20 protein-coding genes are annotated in these 18907 nt (G+C 34.8%); 3 read left to right on the top strand and 17 right to left on the bottom strand.

Annotation, left to right across the window (positions count from 1 at the left end; genetic code table 11):
• Positions 1-70: 70 nt before the first annotated feature.
• The 12 genes from J2S19_RS02180 to J2S19_RS02125 form a co-directional block, all read right to left on the bottom strand.
• The gene (locus tag J2S19_RS02180) at positions 71-1114 is read right to left on the bottom strand and encodes a flavin-containing monooxygenase (protein WP_307336496.1); all 1044 of its coding nucleotides are present in this window, start codon (positions 1112-1114) and stop codon (positions 71-73) included.
• A 119-nt stretch (positions 1115-1233) separates the two neighbouring features.
• On the bottom strand, positions 1234-1602 hold the full coding sequence (locus J2S19_RS02175; protein ID WP_307336493.1) for a YxiH-YxzG fusion protein: 369 nt from the start codon (positions 1600-1602) through the stop codon (positions 1234-1236).
• The gene (locus J2S19_RS02170; RefSeq protein ID WP_307336490.1) at positions 1578-2108 is read right to left on the bottom strand and encodes a hypothetical protein; all 531 of its coding nucleotides are present in this window, start codon (positions 2106-2108) and stop codon (positions 1578-1580) included. The genes J2S19_RS02175 and J2S19_RS02170 overlap by 25 nt, the downstream gene beginning before the upstream one ends.
• 409 nt (positions 2109-2517) lie before the next feature.
• Positions 2518-4194: a glycoside hydrolase family 2 protein gene (locus tag J2S19_RS02165; protein ID WP_307336485.1), complete on the bottom strand. Its 1677-nt coding sequence runs from the start codon at positions 4192-4194 to the stop codon at positions 2518-2520.
• Positions 4195-5162: 968 nt separating this feature from the next.
• Entirely contained in the window at positions 5163-5339 is a 177-nt protein-coding gene (locus tag J2S19_RS02160; protein WP_307336483.1) for an amino acid transporter, read from the bottom strand.
• Between the two features lie 59 nt (positions 5340-5398).
• Entirely contained in the window at positions 5399-5875 is a 477-nt protein-coding gene (locus J2S19_RS02155; RefSeq protein WP_307336480.1) for a hypothetical protein, read from the bottom strand.
• A gap of 346 nt (positions 5876-6221) precedes the next feature.
• Positions 6222-6470 carry a hypothetical protein gene (locus tag J2S19_RS02150; RefSeq protein ID WP_307336477.1) on the bottom strand — a complete coding sequence of 83 codons (249 nt, stop codon included), beginning with the start codon at positions 6468-6470 and terminating at the stop codon, positions 6222-6224.
• A gap of 360 nt (positions 6471-6830) precedes the next feature.
• Positions 6831-7211: a VOC family protein gene (locus J2S19_RS02145; RefSeq protein WP_307336474.1), complete on the bottom strand. Its 381-nt coding sequence runs from the start codon at positions 7209-7211 to the stop codon at positions 6831-6833.
• A 20-nt stretch (positions 7212-7231) separates the two neighbouring features.
• Complete coding sequence (locus tag J2S19_RS02140) at positions 7232-7642, bottom strand: SRPBCC family protein (protein ID WP_307336472.1); 411 nt, start codon at positions 7640-7642, stop codon at positions 7232-7234.
• Positions 7643-8151: 509 nt separating this feature from the next.
• Positions 8152-9027 carry a carbohydrate ABC transporter permease gene (locus J2S19_RS02135; RefSeq protein ID WP_307336469.1) on the bottom strand — a complete coding sequence of 292 codons (876 nt, stop codon included), beginning with the start codon at positions 9025-9027 and terminating at the stop codon, positions 8152-8154.
• A gap of 12 nt (positions 9028-9039) precedes the next feature.
• Entirely contained in the window at positions 9040-10020 is a 981-nt protein-coding gene (locus J2S19_RS02130; protein WP_370875012.1) for an ABC transporter permease, read from the bottom strand.
• Positions 10021-10109: 89 nt separating this feature from the next.
• Complete coding sequence (locus tag J2S19_RS02125) at positions 10110-11741, bottom strand: extracellular solute-binding protein (RefSeq protein ID WP_307336467.1); 1632 nt, start codon at positions 11739-11741, stop codon at positions 10110-10112.
• A gap of 354 nt (positions 11742-12095) precedes the next feature.
• Here J2S19_RS02125 and J2S19_RS02120 point away from each other — a divergent pair, with 354 nt between their 5' ends.
• Entirely contained in the window at positions 12096-12932 is an 837-nt protein-coding gene (locus J2S19_RS02120) for an AraC family transcriptional regulator (protein WP_307336463.1), read from the top strand.
• A 357-nt stretch (positions 12933-13289) separates the two neighbouring features.
• Here J2S19_RS02120 and J2S19_RS02115 read toward each other — a convergent pair whose 3' ends face one another.
• Positions 13290-13658, bottom strand: a complete 369-nt coding sequence (locus J2S19_RS02115; RefSeq protein WP_307336460.1) for a helix-turn-helix domain-containing protein — start codon at positions 13656-13658, stop codon at positions 13290-13292.
• A gap of 108 nt (positions 13659-13766) precedes the next feature.
• Between J2S19_RS02115 and J2S19_RS02110 the strand changes: the two genes are divergently transcribed.
• On the top strand, positions 13767-14414 hold the full coding sequence (locus tag J2S19_RS02110; protein ID WP_307336458.1) for a nitroreductase family protein: 648 nt from the start codon (positions 13767-13769) through the stop codon (positions 14412-14414).
• A 702-nt stretch (positions 14415-15116) separates the two neighbouring features.
• Here J2S19_RS02110 and J2S19_RS02105 read toward each other — a convergent pair.
• The 4 genes from J2S19_RS02105 to J2S19_RS02090 all read right to left on the bottom strand — a co-directional run bounded on the left by J2S19_RS02105 (position 15117) and on the right by J2S19_RS02090 (position 18152).
• Positions 15117-15554 carry a hypothetical protein gene (locus J2S19_RS02105; protein ID WP_307336455.1) on the bottom strand — a complete coding sequence of 146 codons (438 nt, stop codon included), beginning with the start codon at positions 15552-15554 and terminating at the stop codon, positions 15117-15119.
• Positions 15555-15881: 327 nt separating this feature from the next.
• On the bottom strand, positions 15882-16340 hold the full coding sequence (locus tag J2S19_RS02100; protein ID WP_307336452.1) for a 2-thiouracil desulfurase family protein: 459 nt from the start codon (positions 16338-16340) through the stop codon (positions 15882-15884).
• Positions 16341-16899: 559 nt separating this feature from the next.
• On the bottom strand, positions 16900-17358 hold the full coding sequence (locus J2S19_RS02095) for a hypothetical protein (protein ID WP_307336449.1): 459 nt from the start codon (positions 17356-17358) through the stop codon (positions 16900-16902).
• A gap of 5 nt (positions 17359-17363) precedes the next feature.
• The gene (locus J2S19_RS02090) at positions 17364-18152 is read right to left on the bottom strand and encodes a hypothetical protein (RefSeq protein WP_307336447.1); all 789 of its coding nucleotides are present in this window, start codon (positions 18150-18152) and stop codon (positions 17364-17366) included.
• 188 nt (positions 18153-18340) lie between these two features.
• Here J2S19_RS02090 and J2S19_RS02085 point away from each other — a divergent pair, with 188 nt between their 5' ends.
• On the top strand, positions 18341-18823 hold the full coding sequence (locus J2S19_RS02085; protein ID WP_307336445.1) for a CBO0543 family protein: 483 nt from the start codon (positions 18341-18343) through the stop codon (positions 18821-18823).
• Positions 18824-18907: the final 84 nt, after the last annotated feature.

Below are 18907 nucleotides of genomic sequence, written 5' to 3'. Positions count from 1 at the left end.
CGCTTACGTGATAACAAGAATCCTACCAATAGTTGAATACAAAGGCTTACCATTGTAAAACTTCATTAATTCAATAAATCTTCTCATTCATTTTGGCAACAATATATTTTGCATCATAGCCTACTCCTTGTAATAATGCAGAACCACGTCGATATTGCCACGGCAAACCAATAAAATATAATCCGTCGATATTGGAAACCCCTCTACTATGTAATACGTTCCCCTGTTCATCTAAAATACCAGCTATTTTCAACCACGGAAATTCAGTTTTAAACCCTGTTGCCCATATGATGTTGCTAACTTTAAGTGTTGAATTATCTTCAAATAATAGCTCATTCCCATTTGCATTCATGACCCTTTTTTTCACTTTCACTTCGTTATTAGTAATTGCCTTTTTTAATTCAAAACCAAATATAGGGTCGCCCCTTTTTTGGAGTATCCTAGCAAAAAACGAATTACTTTTTACTTTAAGGATTCCTACCTTATCAAACCAATAAAATATACTCTTATCCCGTATTACTAATGGTAAGTAATTAAGTGTCTTGCTGATTGCGATATATGTATCTTTCTCTTTTGATAGTTCAACGGCTATTTGCGCACCGCTATTTCCTCCGCCAACTACCAATACATTCCCGTTTATTAATTGGCGTGGATTTTTATATTGTGATGAGTGAAGCTGATAGATAGCAGGAGATAGATTTTTTGAAAAAGAAGGGATATTCGGTGTTTGGAAAGGACCTGTTGCAACTACGACATTCTTTGCCCTGTATTCATTTTTATTCGTTTTGATTAAGAATGTATCATCTACTTTATTTACATGTATAACTTCTTCATTTAAGTGAATTGGAAAATCAAATTTCTCTACATAGTTTTTCGGATACTCAACAATCTCATCTTTAGTAGGAAATCCCTGTGCTTCACCACTTAAAGGCAATCCAGGCAATGAGCTGTAAGCCCGCGGAGTAAATAACAATAACGAATCATATCTTTCCTTCCAAGTACCTCCAATTTCACTTCCTTTATCCAACAGTAAAAAGTTTTGATTTGTCTTTTTTAAATAGTAAGCAATTGCAAGACCAGCTTGACCACACCCAATTACAATTGAATCATACATTGTTAGTTTCCTCACTCTTCTCCTAATATGGCATACTTTCCAACTGGGCGATATTCTATTGTCGTTGTATTCAAAAGCGATACCTTTTTGTTGGAGTATCGCACCAGTAACTTTAAGCTCTAATCTTTAAAATCTCTTTTATATATCCCATCTTTACCATATGCATAAATAAACGAACCTCGCATAAAAATAGGACCTTTGATGGGCTTGCCGTTTTCATCAGTTAATTGTATTTTTTCCTTTGGGATAATTGTCCGATTTCTTATTCGAAAACGCTTGATTGTATACATATCTATTTGTCCAATTAAACCAGTTTTATCGAATATAAATTGACTTATTGTATCACCTTCTATTCGATAGCGAATCGCCTCATTCATCTCATTTAGCTGCACTAGAAAAGAATCGTCATAGTAATAGAAATATACTTCCTTTGAACTTACAACATTAAGGGCATAACAATCTATCATTCCATAACTACCCGCCCCCACATCTTATCCCCATTTATATTGTAAGCGATAAGTCCTGCACTTCCCATCGGCTGTTCCCATCCAAAATTACCAAATATACCTTCATCAAAATAACTCACCCAAATTGTATCGTTGTCATCAATTTGCACGTCTTGAATACCATCTCCAAGTGTAAAAGCATCTATTAACTGTCCGTTCGGATTGTATCTTCTCGCATTTCGTTCAACATCTTTACCATCTTTTAAACAACGACCTTGGACAATAAGTAAAGTGCCATCTGAAAATAGGTCCACTTCTGTTGGGATAAGAGGAACATTCTTTAGTTCTACTGTTTCTACACTTTTACCTTTTATCACTTGGATTGTCCAATTTCTTTTTGGCACAGGTCGTTGGAAAAAATCTAATTCCTGTAAATGACTTTCAATTAATAGTAGGGTACCATCTTTTGTTATTTGACCGCTTATAAAATTCAAATTTGAGGAATAATCAATACACTTTTCTAACACTAATTTTTCGATTTCAATCACCTCGATCATATTTTAAGAGTTTTATAGCCATAATAAACTCTCCTAAAACATTTTGAATCGCCCCCTATATTGGCCATTATTTCTTTTATCTTATCATTTGGACTTATTCGACTAAACTGTTTTTTAGTTAAATAGAAAAAACGATACCTCAATTATTGAAATATCGCATCTGTTGAATAAATCATTATTCTTCTTTAATGTTTTCATCAGCCACCAATTTATCGTTTATCTGCGTTATAATTCAAAAAATTGTCAAGGGTAAACCATTTCTCCTCGTTTGAAAATAAATAAACCCTCTCTATCATAATCAAAAGTTAGAAAAGGACCCAATCCCTCATTAAAAATCGGATTGAGCCCCCTTCAGTTAGTCCTAGTTTAATAAACTCACAAAATCATCCAACCACTATACCTACTTCTCAAATGAATGAAAAATCTCCTTCACCTTATGATAAGCAAGCTTTTCTCTGCGATACGTATCGACTAACCCCTTATTGTTTTGCGATTTTGGCCTGCCATGGAACCAGCCGCTGTCTACCCGGCAATCTGCATATTGCCAGATGATTACACCACTTAAATCGTCGTCGGATAAAATCGATGTGACTTGTTCATCTAAAGCATGTGCCTGGTATTCCTCCGTCCACTTTTCCTGATTGTTACTTCGATGACCATAGATGGCGCCCGCTCCGATTTCACTAATCAGTAACGGTTTACCTGCTCCACCAGTACGATTTACGAAATCTTTAAGATTTGTTAAAGAATCACTTACTGGTGTATTATGGTACCAGCCCGGATAAATATTAAACGATACAATGTCAACTAAATCAAGACACATATCTGATCCTATATGAGCTTCAAGGCTCGCGAACGAGACCGGACGACTTGGATCGAGACTTTTGATAAGCTCAAATTGCTTCGAATAACATTCTCTTCCAAACTCTGTGTTGCTCACACATTCATTTAAAATCCCCCATACATAAATCGATGGATGGTTTATATGGTTTTCAATCATTTCTTTAATGCAGTCCAAGCTTTGTTTTTCAAAGTTTTTATGTCTCATTTGTTTTTCACTTAATCCTCTTGCATGTGACTCTTCCCATACTAATAGTCCATTTTCATCACATAAATCAAGGAATCTCTCATCGTTAGGATAATGGCTCGTTCGAATGCAATTTGCACCTAATGATTTAATGATTTCGATATCACGATACATCGCTTCAATCGGAATTGCACATCCGAATTCCGCGTAATCTTCATGACGGTTTACCCCTTTAATAACCACTTTTTCGCCATTAAACAAGATATCCTTACCATCAACTTTTATTTCACGAAAGCCTACTCTGTCAATGAGATCGTCAACTACCTGTTCATTGTACAAAAGCTTAGTATCCAACATATATAATGTAGGGTTTTCCAATGTATATGTCTTTGCTAATGGAAATGCAAAGGTTTCCTTCATTACTGTTTTAGCATTTGGCTTCAGAGCTTTGTCAGAAAAGGCAACCTCCTCATCACCAACTTTTATTTTCACTGTTACTTTTTTCGGCTCATTTGAAAGGTTCCTTACCGTGGAGCTAATTGATGCATGCCAAATCCCATTTTCCTGATATGGAATAAACTGAACATTTTCAATAAACATTTCACCGATTTCTTCCATGACAACTGGACGGGTAATTCCGCCATATGAATAATAATCATTGCTTACATGCAGAGCTGATTCCTCGTGAAAAGAATTATCGACCTTCACCTCTACTAAATGCTCGCCATATGGTATATCCTCTAATAATACGTTAAATTCTGTATAGGCATTGTAATGGTAGCCAACCTGTTTCTTGTCCAGGTAAATAGTTGCAGTATGGCTGACCCCTTTGAATACAAGACGGGCATTACCGCCGAAGGTTACTTTTTTCGAATAAACCGCTTTTCCTTTATAAGACGATAGCTTCGGATTGCTCTCCCAGCAGCCTGGAACAAGCATGCTGAACTTTTCTACTTTTTCTTCCTCTGAATTTAACGTATGAAATTCCCAAACAGGATGAAGCGGGATTTCTTTACGCACATTGTGATTTTGAAATAATCTCGTATTCATACAATTTCCTCCATAAGATTCGTTATCTCCAATTATAGAAAACTGGTACAAATATGGAATGCAAGAGAGTAAGCAGTTCATGTCAAAAAGTAAGATTAGATACTATCGATGAGTTTTAATATTGTCATAGTTTAACAGGTGTATGTCTAAAAGTTGGGTTAGCTTAATGTATAGTTCGTGTTAAGCCCTGCAATATTACTTAATGTATGACCGAATGAAAATAGAGGGCGTTTCTAATCAACTGAAAATTTCGCTTATACTACTATAATGGATACTATGATTTGATCTCCCTACCTGATGAGAAAAAAATGGACCAACAAATCTTCAGTAAATAAAAAAGCGCAAACTTACTAAGTTAAGTAGTTCGGATAACGTGAAGAAAAAGTAAAATATCACATTAAATTTCACACCAAAAAACATCGATATTAACACCCTAAATAATAAACAAAAACACTTGGAAAATTCCAAGCGTTTTTTAGTTCTTTTTTCTTCAACTAACGCACCCGTTAGTTTAAGTATAATTGTTCACATACTTTTTATTTCTTACACCAATAAAGTTCTTTACAAAGAAATTAAGATAAATATTAAAAGTCTAAAAACACAGGTCCCTAATGGACACAACCATCTACCTTTTATATTTTTTGTATAAAAATATTAAAGCGACCATAATGAATGTAATAATTATTGAGTTTTTTAAAATCATAAAGAAAAACTCTGTATAAGGAGTTTCCTCTCCCGAAAACACCCCATTAACATCCGTTGTACTTCTAACCCTTGGAATTAAGACTATCATCAATGAGAAAGAAGTAATAAAAGAATATATAGCAGTTTTTACTAAAGTCCTCTCCATAAAAATCCTCCTTATTCTAGTGTATTTATTCACAATGTCTACCTTTAAAGGGAAGCTACTATTTCATTACTTCATAAAAAAGACTTATAGGGCGTAGCCCAGTGGTCAAACAACTATACTACAAAATTAACTTAGCGATAATTATGAATAGTATTGATATAGAAAAAAAACCTATGAAGAAATAACCAAAATATTTTAATGGTTTAGGTAATTTCTTTAAATCTACACTTGTCGGATAACCCTCAATGTTACTCATGTGCTCCATTGCATCATTAATAGGCTTTTTATCAGACATTTTCATCTCTCCTATATTCAAATTTTTTTCTTTATCATTAGTCGAGATATAAGGACTAATTAACTATCGTTGGTAAATACTTTACTTGTTATTTCTTCTTTATTTTTTCCAGTTACAATTATTTCGTAGGAATCATTTTCTATATATGTCATTATTTTTTCATTAGCAATGTTAATATACTCATTTAGATTGTCGTCATCATTTAATTTTAATTTTTCTAGCGATGTTTTTATTATAATTTTTATAGGTTTAGGTTTGAAATCTATTGCTATACCTACATATTCCGAGCTACTATTTTTTATATCATCATCAATTAACCGAGTAACAGTCATCCATCTTTTTTCAAAATCTTCTATTTCAGTAAACTGATTATAATCAGATTCAATAATTGGAAATTCAGCTCCAAAGTATATTAACAAGATAATAAAAAAAATAATACAAATTACTTCTATAGCGTTCTTACCCTTTTTATTTTTTAATGATATTTCATTTCTATATTTTTGTTGTATTCTTCTCATTTTTGAATCTATCTTCATAAAAAGACCCCTTAGAAAAAAATTATCATTGTTGTATTAAGTGTTTAGAAACACAGTAACCATACAAACGAGTCCTTAAAAGCTCTTTTCTTCTTTAATTCTAATAAGGATACTAACTGAAGTAACACACATCATTTAGGTTTTTTTAAGAACTAAACTCAATGTTACAAATTAGAAAATATTGTAACTCGAGTATACTATATATTGGTGCTTGATTGAATCCTTATTCCACTAACCTGCTCCTTTAGTTTAATAAAAATGCAACACCACTTTAATGAGGTATCGCACCAGTTAGTTTAAGTGTATCATTTCACAATATAGTACATTCTGATAATTCTAATCCAAACTAAATCATTAAATAATCAATAAAAATACCTAAGAATATCAAACCAATACCAATAGTGATATGAACCTTCATTTCATTTATTTTTGACTTCTCAAAAATTGTAAAAATAATTCCAATTAGACCAATAAATATCGCACTCTTTATAAAATACGATGTATTTACAAGAATGATTTCAGAATACCTTTGAAAAAGACCAGAAATCGTACCTATAATAAATAAAAATAAAGGAATCCTTAGTTTCCAATACATCCAATCACCTCAATTTTATTTTCCAACTAAATATTTATACATTTTAAGTGAAGCATAGGTTTCCTTTATTTGAAATAAACAACGTTCATTATCATATTTTTGTTAAACTATACTGCACCTTTAGTTGAAGAACGATAAAGAAAAAAGGCTGCCGCAGCAACTATTGTATTTCTTCAACCCTTGCAGCCTGCAGCCTATAGTTCAAGTACATTATTTCACAAACTTTTTTAAAAAAGGAACCTTTGCTTGTTCCGTTGACAAACCCATTTCGAGGGAGTGGAATAGTCTCCTAAAATCACCTTTAGTGAATGAAACCAATTACATATCAAGAATATAAAACTCATGGAGTTTAATTATAGTTTAGTTCAAACGATGAACAATTTCATATTGATTTCCACAAGGGTCTTCAAAATAGACTGCATAGTAAGTAGGGCTAATGGGAAATTGTTGTGGTCCAGAGGTAATTTTCCCGCCAATTTCTTTAATTAGTGTAGCAAGTCTGTCAACTTCATTACGATTTTCCACCCAAAATCCAACTAGATTGCCATTTGGTTTATGTAATGGATCTTCAGTGATAGCAAAATAGGCTACACTTGGAAGATTCCCATTGGCTGCAAACACCTTCCACTTATCACTATGGAATGTTTGAATAAAGCCTAATGCGGTAAGAAAACCCTCATAGAATGGTAAATTTTCCTCTAAATTATTTACTCTAAGGTCAATGTGACTAAATGGGTTCATAACTTATCCATCCTTTTAAATTAAATCCCTTCTTCTATTTGTTTAAGAATTTTTTCCCAGTAATGCTTCATTTCTTCTCTCACATTCTGATCAGAGAGATTTTCTTGGTGAAAGCTAATGGTCGTTTTTGTATTTTCTTTTGGTATAATCCGAACTTGAATGGTAGACGTTTTTTCCCATCCTTCTTTTTTCCAAGCAAGTCGAAGTTGTTGTAGAGGTTTAACAATTCGAATTTCACCTTCGCCCATTTTTGTATAGAATTTCTGACCTGGTTGAAGATTTATTTTCGTGCTTTCACCTAACCATAATTTTAATCCATCTTCAGATGCGACAAATTCCCAGGCTTTTTCCTGTGAAATTGGAAAGGTCCTTCTAATTCCTACTTGGAAACCAACCGTTTTAGTTTGACCAACAATTCTCCGTGTGTCCATTTCTTCACCTCTCATCTAAAAAACAAAATTTAAAATTCTTATATTAAGTTCTTGATATCTACTAATAATTCCTTTTTTATCCAAAGTCTTTTTTAACCAATCTGCCCTGTTAGTTTAAGAACATTTATTCACCAACTTTTTTTCTTCTCATATCATATTTGTCAATTTTCTAAGGCACCTTACAGCTTCCTGAAAAATTAACATACCAAATCGCACATAAATTCGCAGTATCATTAATGTAACAACAGATATTGTCACTCTGTTATTTGTAGTGTTATTGATATGTTAATTATCGGTAATAATCTATACAACCATTGATTTAATAACAATAAATGTCGTGCAAAACCACCATAAGTGATTTAGCACGACATTAATACTGCTATTTTCTATTTTCTCCACGAATACTGAACTACTTATTACTAGGTTAATTTGCCTGTGCCTTTTTCATCAAAATATTTTCATTACGTGTCTTAACCATCTTTCTTCTATTAATCAACATTTGAAATATACTAACCTTTTATCCCGCCTATCATTACACCCTTAACAAAGTACTTTTGTAAGAAAGGATATAAACATAGAATAGGTAATGTTGCGACAACGATCGTCGCGTACTTGACCGTCTCTCCAATCGGAATCGCATCAACAGAACCGACTCCTGATGTCATGCTGCTTGTGTCGTTTGCAATTAAAATTTCACGTAAAATGAGCTGAACCGGGAAAAGCTCCCTATCCTGCAAGTAAATCATCGCAGGGAACCATGAATTCCAATGATAGACACCATAGAATAGAATCATAACGGCGACGACAGGTAGTGAAAGCGGCAAAATGATTTTAAACAGAATCGTAAAGTCATTTGCACCATCAATACGCGCCGACTCTTCTAAGCTTGCAGGTATACCTTGGAAGGCAGTCCGCATTATAATGAGATTAAACGCACTTACTGCCGTTGGGAAAATTAACGCCCAGCGAGTATCAATCATATTTAACTCACTGACAAGCAAGTAAGAAGGAATAAGTCCTCCTTCGAAAAACATACTGAACACGATTAAAAACATAATCAAGTTAGCCCACATGACATTTTTTCGAGAAAGCGCATAGGCACCTAAAGATGTAAGAAAAATATTGAGAATTGTACCAATTACAACATAAAATAATGTGTTAAGGTAACTCGTTACAATCATCGGGTTTTTAAATACTAAAGTATACGCCTCTAGGGTGAAATCCTTTGGTGACAGCATAATCCCTCTATTTTGGGCAACATAGGTGGGATCACTCACAGATGCAAATAAAATATAAAGGAGTGGGTATAGCGTGATGATTGATAAACATACGAGAAAAAGTATATTCCAAAAATCAAATAATCGCTCTCCTATTGTCTTTTTCATCCTCGATCCCTCCTACCACAGTTTCGTGTCTCCAACTTTTCTTGCGATCCCATTCGCTATAATTAACAACGTAAAGGCGATAACTGCCTTAAATAAACCAACGGCAGCACTGTAGCTAAAGTTACTCTCTAAAATCCCTTTTCTGTATACATAGGTTCCGATGACATCAGCCGTTTCGTATGTTGTCGGATTGTACATTAATAAAATTTTCTCATCACCTACTGTCATAAACTTCCCAATAAGCAGGATTAATAAGATGACTATAGTTGGCATAATTCCCGGTAACGTAATATGAATCATTTGTTTAAAGCGACCGGCACCATCCATCTTTGCTGCTTCATACAATGCCGGATCAATATTAGACATCGCCGCTAGGAAAATAATCGAGCTCCAACCGACATTTTGCCAAATGTCTGATCCGATAAACAGGGTTCTAAACCATTCCGCTTCTCTCATAAACGCAATCGGTTCAATACCAAATACTGCTACTAATATACTATTTACGACACCGTCTCTTGCGGTGAAATCAAATAATATCCCGACAATAACGACCAATGAGACAAAGTGTGGCATGTAGGTAATCGTTTGAACGGTTCGCTTGAATATTCTGCCTCTCACCTCATTAAGTAATAAGGCGAGGATGATTCCTGCTGGAAAGGCAAACAGCAAGCTATAAAGGCTAAGTAAAATCGTATTTGTTAACAGTCTCCCAAAATAGTAGCTATTAAAAAATTCAATAAAGTGCTCAAAACCTACCCACGGACTTCCAAGAAAACCAAGGACTGGTGAGTAATCTTTAAACGCAATTTGCAACCCATACATTGGGCCGTATTGGAAGATGATATAATAGAGAACTACCGGAGAAACCATTAAATAAATCACTTTGTTTCTTTTGAAATCCTTCTTGACTTTCTCTATAAAGCTAGCAAATTTTGTGTTCCGCTTACCCGGGCTTGTGTTAATCGTTGCACCTTCCTTTACTAATTTCGCCATTACTCCTCCCCTTTCTCCATCATATATGGATGTTTATAGAAGGCTGTTGTGCTACAGACTCACTTAACACAACAGCAGAAACACATTGATTATCTTTCCATATAACGGTCTAATGCAGCTTGTTGAAGTTCGATTGCTCTTTCAATCCCCATTCCTTTTAGTGTGTCAACGAACTCATCAAAATTATCGAGCGGTTCATCGCCCATGATGAAGCGAATAACAGTTTCATCATAATACGTATTTAAGTCACTCATAATCGAGTTGAATTCTTCACTTTCTTCAACATTTAGTGTCGTTGGCGGCATATTAATGTGATTCTCGGCTGATTCACCCCAAATTTTAACCGCGTCTTTTTGTTCAGGTAATTCATAATATTGTTCTAAATAACGCTTATCTTGAATGAGCGGTCCACCATAAGAAGCTCTTATATATTTTCCTAAAGCTTGCGTCATTGGCAGCCCATCTGGATTTTTCGTAATTTTTTCTGTATAAATAGGGTTTCCATCAACCATTTCATAGCTTTCTCCTTCAACCCCAAAGTTAAAGAGCATATGCCCTTCCTCTGAATATGCAAAATCAAGCCATTTCACAATTTCCTCCGGATTTTCAGCAGAACCTGAAATCGCAGCACTATGCATACCGGAATATGCATGCTCGAGATGACCTGTTGCTGCCTTTTCTCCTTCGTTAAGGCTAGGATTAGGAGCAGGGATCAGTTTAAAATCAGGATTCTTCTCTTTCATTAACCCTGTATATTTACCAATTCCACCACCACTAAAGCCAAAGAAACTACCTAGCTGGTCATTCGTTACCTTGGCATCCATTAACTTAGAATCAACTGCAGAAAAATCAGGATCGAGTAATCCTTTCTCATACCAGCTATTCATTGTTGTTAAAAAGTCTTTAAACTCCGGTTGAATCGACCCATATTTAACAGTTCCATTGTCGTTATAAAATTGCGCATGAATTCCATACCCGCCAACAAACGCTCCAATATACTTAAAATCATTAAGCTGAACCATTAGCGGAATTTCATCTGCCTTGCCATTACCGTTAGGGTCTCCGTTTTTAATCGCTGTTAAAACTTCCTCCCATTCACTAATCGTTGTCGGCATTTCCAAATTAAGTTTGTCCAGCCAATCTTGACGGATAATCATCCCCAAAAATACCATGAGTGATTCATCACCGCGAAGGAATGGAAACGTATAAATATTCCCATCATCGGTTGTGACCATTTTCTTCACTTCGGGATTTTCATTTAAATAGTTAGTTAGATTTGGAGCATATTGCTTGATCAATTCATTCAAGCGGATGATTGTACCTGCTTCAATTGCCTGATCAGGACCATTTGGAACAGTCCGCCAATTGTACTCAATCACATCAGGTAACTTACCAGATGCAACCATCAGGTTAAACTGTTCTGTAATATCCGACCCTTCCCCTGACGGATGTTTAAACTCAACCTTTGTACCCGTAATCTTTTCTAGCTCTAGATATGCTGCTACATCATTTAAGCTTTTTGATGTTGCGGCCACATTCGGAACTAACTCAGTCCAATAAGTAATTTCATCCGGATATCCTACGTCCTCTGGATCCTTCAATTCTATTTCCTTTCCTTTCTCCGCTTCACTCGATGTCTTATTGCCAGAACACCCAGCAACAAACAATAAAAATAGCAGAAGTAAAAATAATCCAGATAGCGTTTTCATTTTTCTTATCATGTTAAGCATAACCTCCCTTTTATCATCCGTTGACAAGCTAGTTCGATTCATCAGCCCGTACAAACTAAAGACCGAGCTGTCGCTGTGTAACAAAAACAATGACGACCGAAAAACATACTCCCTGCTCCTAACACGACTAGCCTAGGCTTAATTGTGATAGAACTCCCCTCCAATCCAATTAATATCTCCCATTATAGATAGCGGTTACATCATTAGAAATGCAAGAGAGTAAGCACTTCATGTCAATTAGTACGATTTAATAACTCCTTCAAATTGTTATGCTATAATAAAAAAATAGAGAAATGTCGAAAAGTATTAGAAATTTGTCTAAAAGTATGGAGGTTGTTATTACTGATGAATCGTTTAGATATTTTCAATGAACTATCAGAGCTTATCAATCTAGCAATCAATTCTTGTAGTGATGTAGCACATCCTAATAGTTGGATGGAGAGAAGACAACATAAGGATTATGATTTATGGTGCATTCAAGAAGGACAGATTGAGATTCGTATTCAAGATGAGGTATTTCTCGCTTCAGAGGGGGATTTGATTCTATTCACTCCACAAATTGCCTATACTGCTACAACCTTAAGTGATGGCTGCAAATTTATCTTCACACACTTCGAGCTCAGTCTTGGCGACCACCTGCGGATTTTAGACAATTTTCAGCTATCCGGGATTATTCGTCGTACACTTGTCGAACAGGAGCTCCAACTTTTTTTAGATACATATCACCAATATAAGCATAATGTCCCCATGTCAGGAATTCGTTTGAAAGCTTGCTTTACGATGTTAATCGCGAAAATTATCGAACAGTACGGCCTTAATCAATATCGAGGGCAATTCATGCAAGACTCCACTAATCAGAAATTATCGATGGATTTCGTGAAGCTCCAGCCTGTATTCGATTTTATCCATGAACACCTTCATCAACCGATTCGTGTTGAAGAGATTGCGGATGTAGCCGGCATGTCAGAGAAATATTTTATCTACTACTTTAAGCAATCGATTGGTCTGACACCAGGACGCTACATTTATCAATTAAAAATGAACCGCGCCCGAGAATTATTGTACCTTAAGCGCTATTCAATCCAGCAAATTGCAAGTATGCTCGGCTATCCCGATCCTTACAGCTTTTCGAAGGCGTTTAAAAAATATTATAAAGTGCCGCCTTCGAAGTTTGTTTGGTGAGGTTAGAGGTTAGGAGATATAATATATCGTAATAGGATTCTATTAAACCTCTCAAACTACCCTTCTTTTCTAGAAACCTAGTCCTATAAGGATCAAATGATAAGCGGGATTCGAGTGTTCTTAACTGAAGTGAGGTTGAACGTCTTCTTGAACCTGTGAAGAATGTAATGAAGAAGCATGAATCTATGGAGTAGTATATTTATTGGCTTCAATCTATACCAAATATAGTCAGCATTGATCTCCTCTGACAACACCTATAGAAAACGCTACTAGAGAGGTTATGGAGACCAGTGCGTGGTATATTCGTGGGAGAATACATTTTGTTATACAAACGAAATTGACAGGACTTGTCAATGCTCATTTATATTTTCCAAACCCACTCTCACACACAATATCCAAGTCAATGATTTCATAAAGTGATTGCTTTGACTCCTCTAATCTTTTTTGAGCTTCTTCAATATTTCTTATTTTTTGTTTAAGAATATCTGTTTGTTCATCTTTGGATAGTGACTCTCTCGAAATCATTGCTTGTATTTCATGAATGGAAAAACCAGCAGCTATACAATTTTTCACCACTTGTAGATGATGTACGACTTCTATCGCGTAGTTTCGGTAATTATTCTCGTCTCTCTGTACATACTCGTCAGGAATTATCCCGATTTTATCATAATAACGGATCGTTGATATCGGAAGGTCGATAGCTTCTGCGACTTCACTAATCTTCATATTCGTCACCTCATTTTTTCCGCTTGCTATAAAGTATACTTCATAGTTTACAATTTTCAAAGTGAAGGAAAGCAACCTCACAAATGATAAAAAAGGAGAGAAATCATTATGAACACAACAAGCAAAGTCCAAAAAACAAACGATTTTAATAAAATCGTTCTGGAGCGTCGTTCTGTTAAAATCTACGATCCAGAAGTAAAAATTAGCAGGGAGGAAATCCGCGAAATATTGGTGGAAGCTTCTCAAGCCCCTTCTGCGATTAACATGCAACCATGGCGTTTCCTTGTCATTGACAGCGCTGAGGGCAAAGAAAAATTAGCAACTCTAGCCTCCTTCAACAAGACGAAAGTACTGACTTCTTCAGCTGTCATTGCGGTTTTTTACGATGCAAACAACGTTGAGTATATAGACGAAATTTACGGTAAGGCTGTCGAGCTTGGATATATGCCAGGGGACGTCAAGGATACGATTTTGCAACAAGCGAAACCTTATTATGCTAGTATAACTGAATCCGATTTGCGTGACGTGAACCTGATTGACACGGGTCTCGTTTCAATGCAATTGATGCTTGTAGCCCGGGCACACGGATATGACACCAACCCGATGGCCGGTTATGAGAAGGACAAAATCGCAGAAGCTTTTGGCTTGGATAAAAAGAGGTACCAACCAGTTATGTTAATCTCACTGGGCAAAGCAGCCCAAGAGGGATATCCTTCCTATCGATTACCAGTTGAAACGACGACAACTTGGGCTTAATCAATCGGTACTTAATAATAATGTATAACTAACACTTCCATAAAGCCTATTATTCTTTAAACAACCAAGGTAGAAGTGGCGGCGTACCTGCTTCGGGCAATAGGAAGACAAAAATAAAAACTGTCACGAACGGTATGACGAAACACAATAGTAACATTAGAATAATACATCCGATTGTCATTTTATCAATTAACTTAATGATGCTGACACCCTCCCATCATGATTTAACAAAAGAATTTTTATCACTTATAGATAGGTATTTTATTTCCTATACTTGTAAAAGGATAGCACAATGTACATAGATAATCTATGTATATTGTGCTATATATCCTTCTCCCAATAAGAAGGTAAATGCGTTACTTTAAATTAAGACGTGTATAGATTAGATGGTCACTAATTTAATCATTTTTACTAAATATTTGCTCTACGAATCTCGCTAAACTCATTACCGTTTTTTTACAATTAACGCTAATCTAATATATAACATCATTCATATCACCCAAGGAGGTCTTCTAAATTTTATTCATAGAATTGCACAACGCACTGCCTGGTCTGTTCAGCAGTGTTGCTTGTTACCCCTTATATCGTTCATCTTTTATACAGGTGTCCTATAGATTCGTCATTTTAAACAATAAGGATATTACTTGTCCTACCGTACAAAATGACGAATCTACTGTCCTATTTCTTGCTCTTTACCCTCCATTACATTTTAAATTCTGACTTCCTCATTCGTATTATAATGATAGCAACAATTGCAATTAATATAAGAACAGGTAATATCCTCGTGACAAAATCCATCCAATGAAAAGGTGCATCGTGAACATAAACAGCTTTTACCCACTGCTTTTCCTCGACCTCGACCGCAATTGCTACTTCCGTGGATGTACCACTTATTTCATAATATTTTGTTCCCTTTGGATAAGTATTTGAAGCGTTTCCATAATAACTACCCGTCATATCATTAGGTTTCGTTTTCACTTCCCCTATTCCCTTGCCTAATTCACTTTCAGATACATTTTCGTCTGTAACTTCATAGACATTCCCATTCCAAACTACAAAAGAATAAGCCCAACTTAGTGCCTGAACAGAAGTTGCAAACGAAAAAATAACGAATGTAAAAATTAATAATTTTCTTTTCAAAAGTAACCCACCCCTATAATGATAACTATTTGTCATTTATTCTATTACTTTAGTCCTTGAAAAATTGAGGTTCAAATCATCCTTTTCACATTTAATGTACAGTTTCAGTTGTTGATTTTATTTATAAGTCCTAACCCAATACCGTCACAAAGCGTTTTTAGAACAAACCTTGAAACGAACTTGTACCTATACTAACTTTATCGATTTATAAAAGATACCTCTTAATCTAGTACCGCTACCGTATTTTATGTACATTTAAAACTTCGCTCTGTCATTGAGGAAGCATTTTTTATCGGGTCAGTGGGTAAACAATCTCAGAAATGTTGGTTAAAGAAAAGCTTCTGCAAATTGTTCTTCTGAAATGACTTTTAATCCATTTCTTTTTAATAAAGCAGAAGTAACACCCATCCCCTCAAGTTTTCTCCCAATGAATTCACCGTTATAAATCATTGAACTGCCACAGGATGGACTGTTTTCCTTTAGAACTACTACGAACGCATTGATTTCTTTCGCTTTATTTAGAGTAGCGTAAGCACCTTTTATGTAAAGATCCGTGACATCTCTACCTGACTTTTCAATGACTTTAGCCTTTCCATCCAGTACATCTTCTCCATCTCCCCCTATTATTTCAGCAGGTTCTCTTGGAGTTGAAAATCCACCGAGTAATTCTGGACATATTGTCATAGCTTTATTTTCTTCTACCAGTTTAGCGATTTCATTATTTAAACTGTGTGTACTGTTATATCTCACCTTCAGACCCGCTAAGCACGAACTTACCAATATCATTTATATCCCCCCGTATTATTAGTATTAAAGGTAACCTATCTATTACAAGAAAACTAATTAGTTTATCAGAAATTACTTGTAGATTGAATTTTTCGATACCTTAGTTCATTTCTAAAAAGTAGAAAAATTTATATATCTTGTCAATAAGTTAAACCAGTTCTCTAACAATAATGCGATTTGTTGCTTATTTTACCCAAACTTTCTGGAAACTGTTTTTATCTATATATGATATCATTAAAAAGGTCAGGAGTTTATATAAGCTCCTGACCTTTTTATAAGGCTGTTTTCGTAAACATTGTTGCTTTTTACTTAGTTATCGTTAGAGGATGGTCTCCTTTTGCAATAATCGTTTTCCACATGGCTGTGATGAACCTGTCTAGCTTGGTCGGGTATAGACTACCAAACTTAAGGTCTCTGCTTTTCAAATTCTTTAGCGTAAACGCATCCGAGGTTTCTTCTTCTCCCACGAATCCCAGGAGTCTCGCAATCAGCTACAACTAACTATTTTAAAAAGTAAGGCCATTAACCACAATTTTTTAAAAACTGCCTTTAATGAAAATCATTTTACTTTTGCTACGCCAAACGCAAAATGATCCCAAAGTATTTCTTCAACAAATGCAGCTTGAGTCTCTTCACAATCAATAATAATAATTATTTCAGATTGTTTTCCTTTTAAAAGTTTCTTATTTTTCTTTACAACTAATTCCATATAGAGTCGAATAGCGAAACCGAGAACAAAGCCAACAATTGCACCTATAAGACCCCAATATATAGGCCCCCATGCTAATTTAAACCCAATACTCGCTCCTATAACAGAGAAAGCCGTTGCAAGACCCATCCCAATATCAATAAGGCTTGTTCCATCAGATCGATGCAATGTATCAAAGATTTTGCGATTTTCATTTCGATTGTCGAGAGGCACAGCAAATATGCTTTCTTTCGGTATGCCTCTCTTTTCTAAAGTTATTATTGCCATTTCTAAAAATTCTGTAGTTTCAAAGGTTGAAAAAATCTGCAATCGTCTCACTTCACTTTATGTCCTTTTAGTATTCGAAAATTTTTTGATTGATAATTTTCACACAAATGTTTTCTTAATTCCTTATCGAAAAGTTTGTTATTCTCGACAGTATTGATATAAGAGTCATAAATAGCAAAACCGTAATGTGAAGGGATAAAAAGGAGCCATTCAGGCTTTAAAACAGTGGTTGCTTCTTTTACATGACCTAAAAACAGGAGTACAATTGCCTCTTGAACATGAGAAAAATAATAAAATACGACTAACCAGATGATGATAAAAAAAGCAGTTAATATCCTATGGATATATAATTGTCCTAAACCGGGGATAAATAATGACCACATTACGGACAGGATGGGATTTCTCTTATCTAAATAGTTAATTTCTAATGAGCCGATCGTAAAGGTATTAAAAGGATGTTCCTCTCTTTCGGCTAATAGATGAATCTTGTTCATATCAACAGTTGTCCGATAACTATCCCAAATACCAAAAATGTAAACAGGGATATACATGAGTAGCCATCTTGTATCTAGAACTTCTTTGGCCATATCGATATTTCCTTGAAACGAATAAATCATGGAAGAATTAACATGTGCTTTTACGTTAACAATCACTTCCCAAATAAATAATGCATATCCTCTTAGATATTTCGACAAAAGCATATGACCAAAACCAGGAAATGCTGCCGACCACCAAGCAATGATATAAGGGTTCCTTAAATGCAATTGAGTTGTTCCTAAAATACTAACATGAGCTCTATATCGTCTCGCAGTATTATCATTTGTGTAGTTATCCATTTAATCCACCTTCAGGAACTATTTATATTATATTTCCTAATGTGGAAAGGATTTATCCCTAACTTAAACATAATATTAGATGTTTGCGTGACTGTTCATATACTTGTAGTAACAAGACCGTTCTCTAATAGGAGAATATTTTTCTTTAGATTGTAGATATTAATCAATAACAAAATTGCATTGGGGTTATGTTATGGCTACAAATCGAAAAGAAAAAGCAGTTTTATTTTCTTCATACCCGATACTTACTAAGTATCTTTTTATTAATCAAATTTGTACCTAAAGATAAAATTCGTCACGCTACTGTCCCTTTTCTTTTTAAACAAGTGATAACATGGCTTTTTGGATTAATCGTAGTTGAAAAAAAACTTATAGAATATCCGTACCGCCTAATATTCAAAGACACTTACAAAGGAAGCTTTTGTTTTGAATATTTCTTGTATCCTGTATTTTGTGTTTTGTATAACCTTTATTACCCTGAATCAAAAGCAAGTTGGATAAAAATGATCTACACATTTATACATACATCGATTCTTGCAAGTTTTGAAGTTTTAATTGTCAAATATACAAAGTTAATTCGGTATAGAAAATGGAATATATATATGAGTTTTATTTCAATGGGTCTATCTAATTTTGTGTCACACCGCTTTTACAAGTGGTTCTTTAAATAATATTAGAACTACAACAAATATAAATCAGCAATATTACCTATAGATGACCCAATAAAATAATCGACTGAAATCGATGAATAAACT

The organism is Metabacillus malikii (genome assembly GCF_030813355.1).
In the GTDB taxonomy this organism is placed as follows: Bacteria; Bacillota; Bacilli; order Bacillales; family Bacillaceae; genus Metabacillus; species Metabacillus malikii.
Note: the sequence above shows the minus strand (reverse complement) of the source record. Positions and strands in the feature narration are given on the sequence as shown.

Excerpts from the sequence above, each read along its gene's own strand:
- J2S19_RS02130 (WP_370875012.1), bottom strand. The coding sequence starts at position 10,020 with ATGGCGAAATTAGTAAAGGAAGGTGCAACGATTAACACAAGCCCGGGT.
- J2S19_RS02120 (WP_307336463.1), top strand. The coding sequence starts at position 12,096 with ATGAATCGTTTAGATATTTTCAATGAACTATCAGAGCTTATCAATCTA.
- J2S19_RS02150 (WP_307336477.1), bottom strand. The coding sequence starts at position 6,470 with ATGTATTGGAAACTAAGGATTCCTTTATTTTTATTTATTATAGGTACG.
- J2S19_RS02165 (WP_307336485.1), bottom strand. The coding sequence starts at position 4,194 with ATGAATACGAGATTATTTCAAAATCACAATGTGCGTAAAGAAATCCCG.
- J2S19_RS02085 (WP_307336445.1), top strand. The coding sequence starts at position 18,341 with ATGTTATGGCTACAAATCGAAAAGAAAAAGCAGTTTTATTTTCTTCAT.
- J2S19_RS02090 (WP_307336447.1), bottom strand. The coding sequence starts at position 18,152 with ATGGATAACTACACAAATGATAATACTGCGAGACGATATAGAGCTCAT.
- J2S19_RS02115 (WP_307336460.1), bottom strand. The coding sequence starts at position 13,658 with ATGAAGATTAGTGAAGTCGCAGAAGCTATCGACCTTCCGATATCAACG.
- J2S19_RS02140 (WP_307336472.1), bottom strand. The coding sequence starts at position 7,642 with ATGGACACACGGAGAATTGTTGGTCAAACTAAAACGGTTGGTTTCCAA.
- J2S19_RS02100 (WP_307336452.1), bottom strand. The coding sequence starts at position 16,340 with ATGATATTGGTAAGTTCGTGCTTAGCGGGTCTGAAGGTGAGATATAAC.
- J2S19_RS02135 (WP_307336469.1), bottom strand. The coding sequence starts at position 9,027 with ATGAAAAAGACAATAGGAGAGCGATTATTTGATTTTTGGAATATACTT.
- J2S19_RS02180 (WP_307336496.1), bottom strand. The coding sequence starts at position 1,114 with ATGTATGATTCAATTGTAATTGGGTGTGGTCAAGCTGGTCTTGCAATT.
- J2S19_RS02145 (WP_307336474.1), bottom strand. The coding sequence starts at position 7,211 with ATGAACCCATTTAGTCACATTGACCTTAGAGTAAATAATTTAGAGGAA.
- J2S19_RS02160 (WP_307336483.1), bottom strand. The coding sequence starts at position 5,339 with ATGTCTGATAAAAAGCCTATTAATGATGCAATGGAGCACATGAGTAAC.
- J2S19_RS02155 (WP_307336480.1), bottom strand. The coding sequence starts at position 5,875 with ATGAAGATAGATTCAAAAATGAGAAGAATACAACAAAAATATAGAAAT.
- J2S19_RS02110 (WP_307336458.1), top strand. The coding sequence starts at position 13,767 with ATGAACACAACAAGCAAAGTCCAAAAAACAAACGATTTTAATAAAATC.
- J2S19_RS02125 (WP_307336467.1), bottom strand. The coding sequence starts at position 11,741 with ATGATAAGAAAAATGAAAACGCTATCTGGATTATTTTTACTTCTGCTA.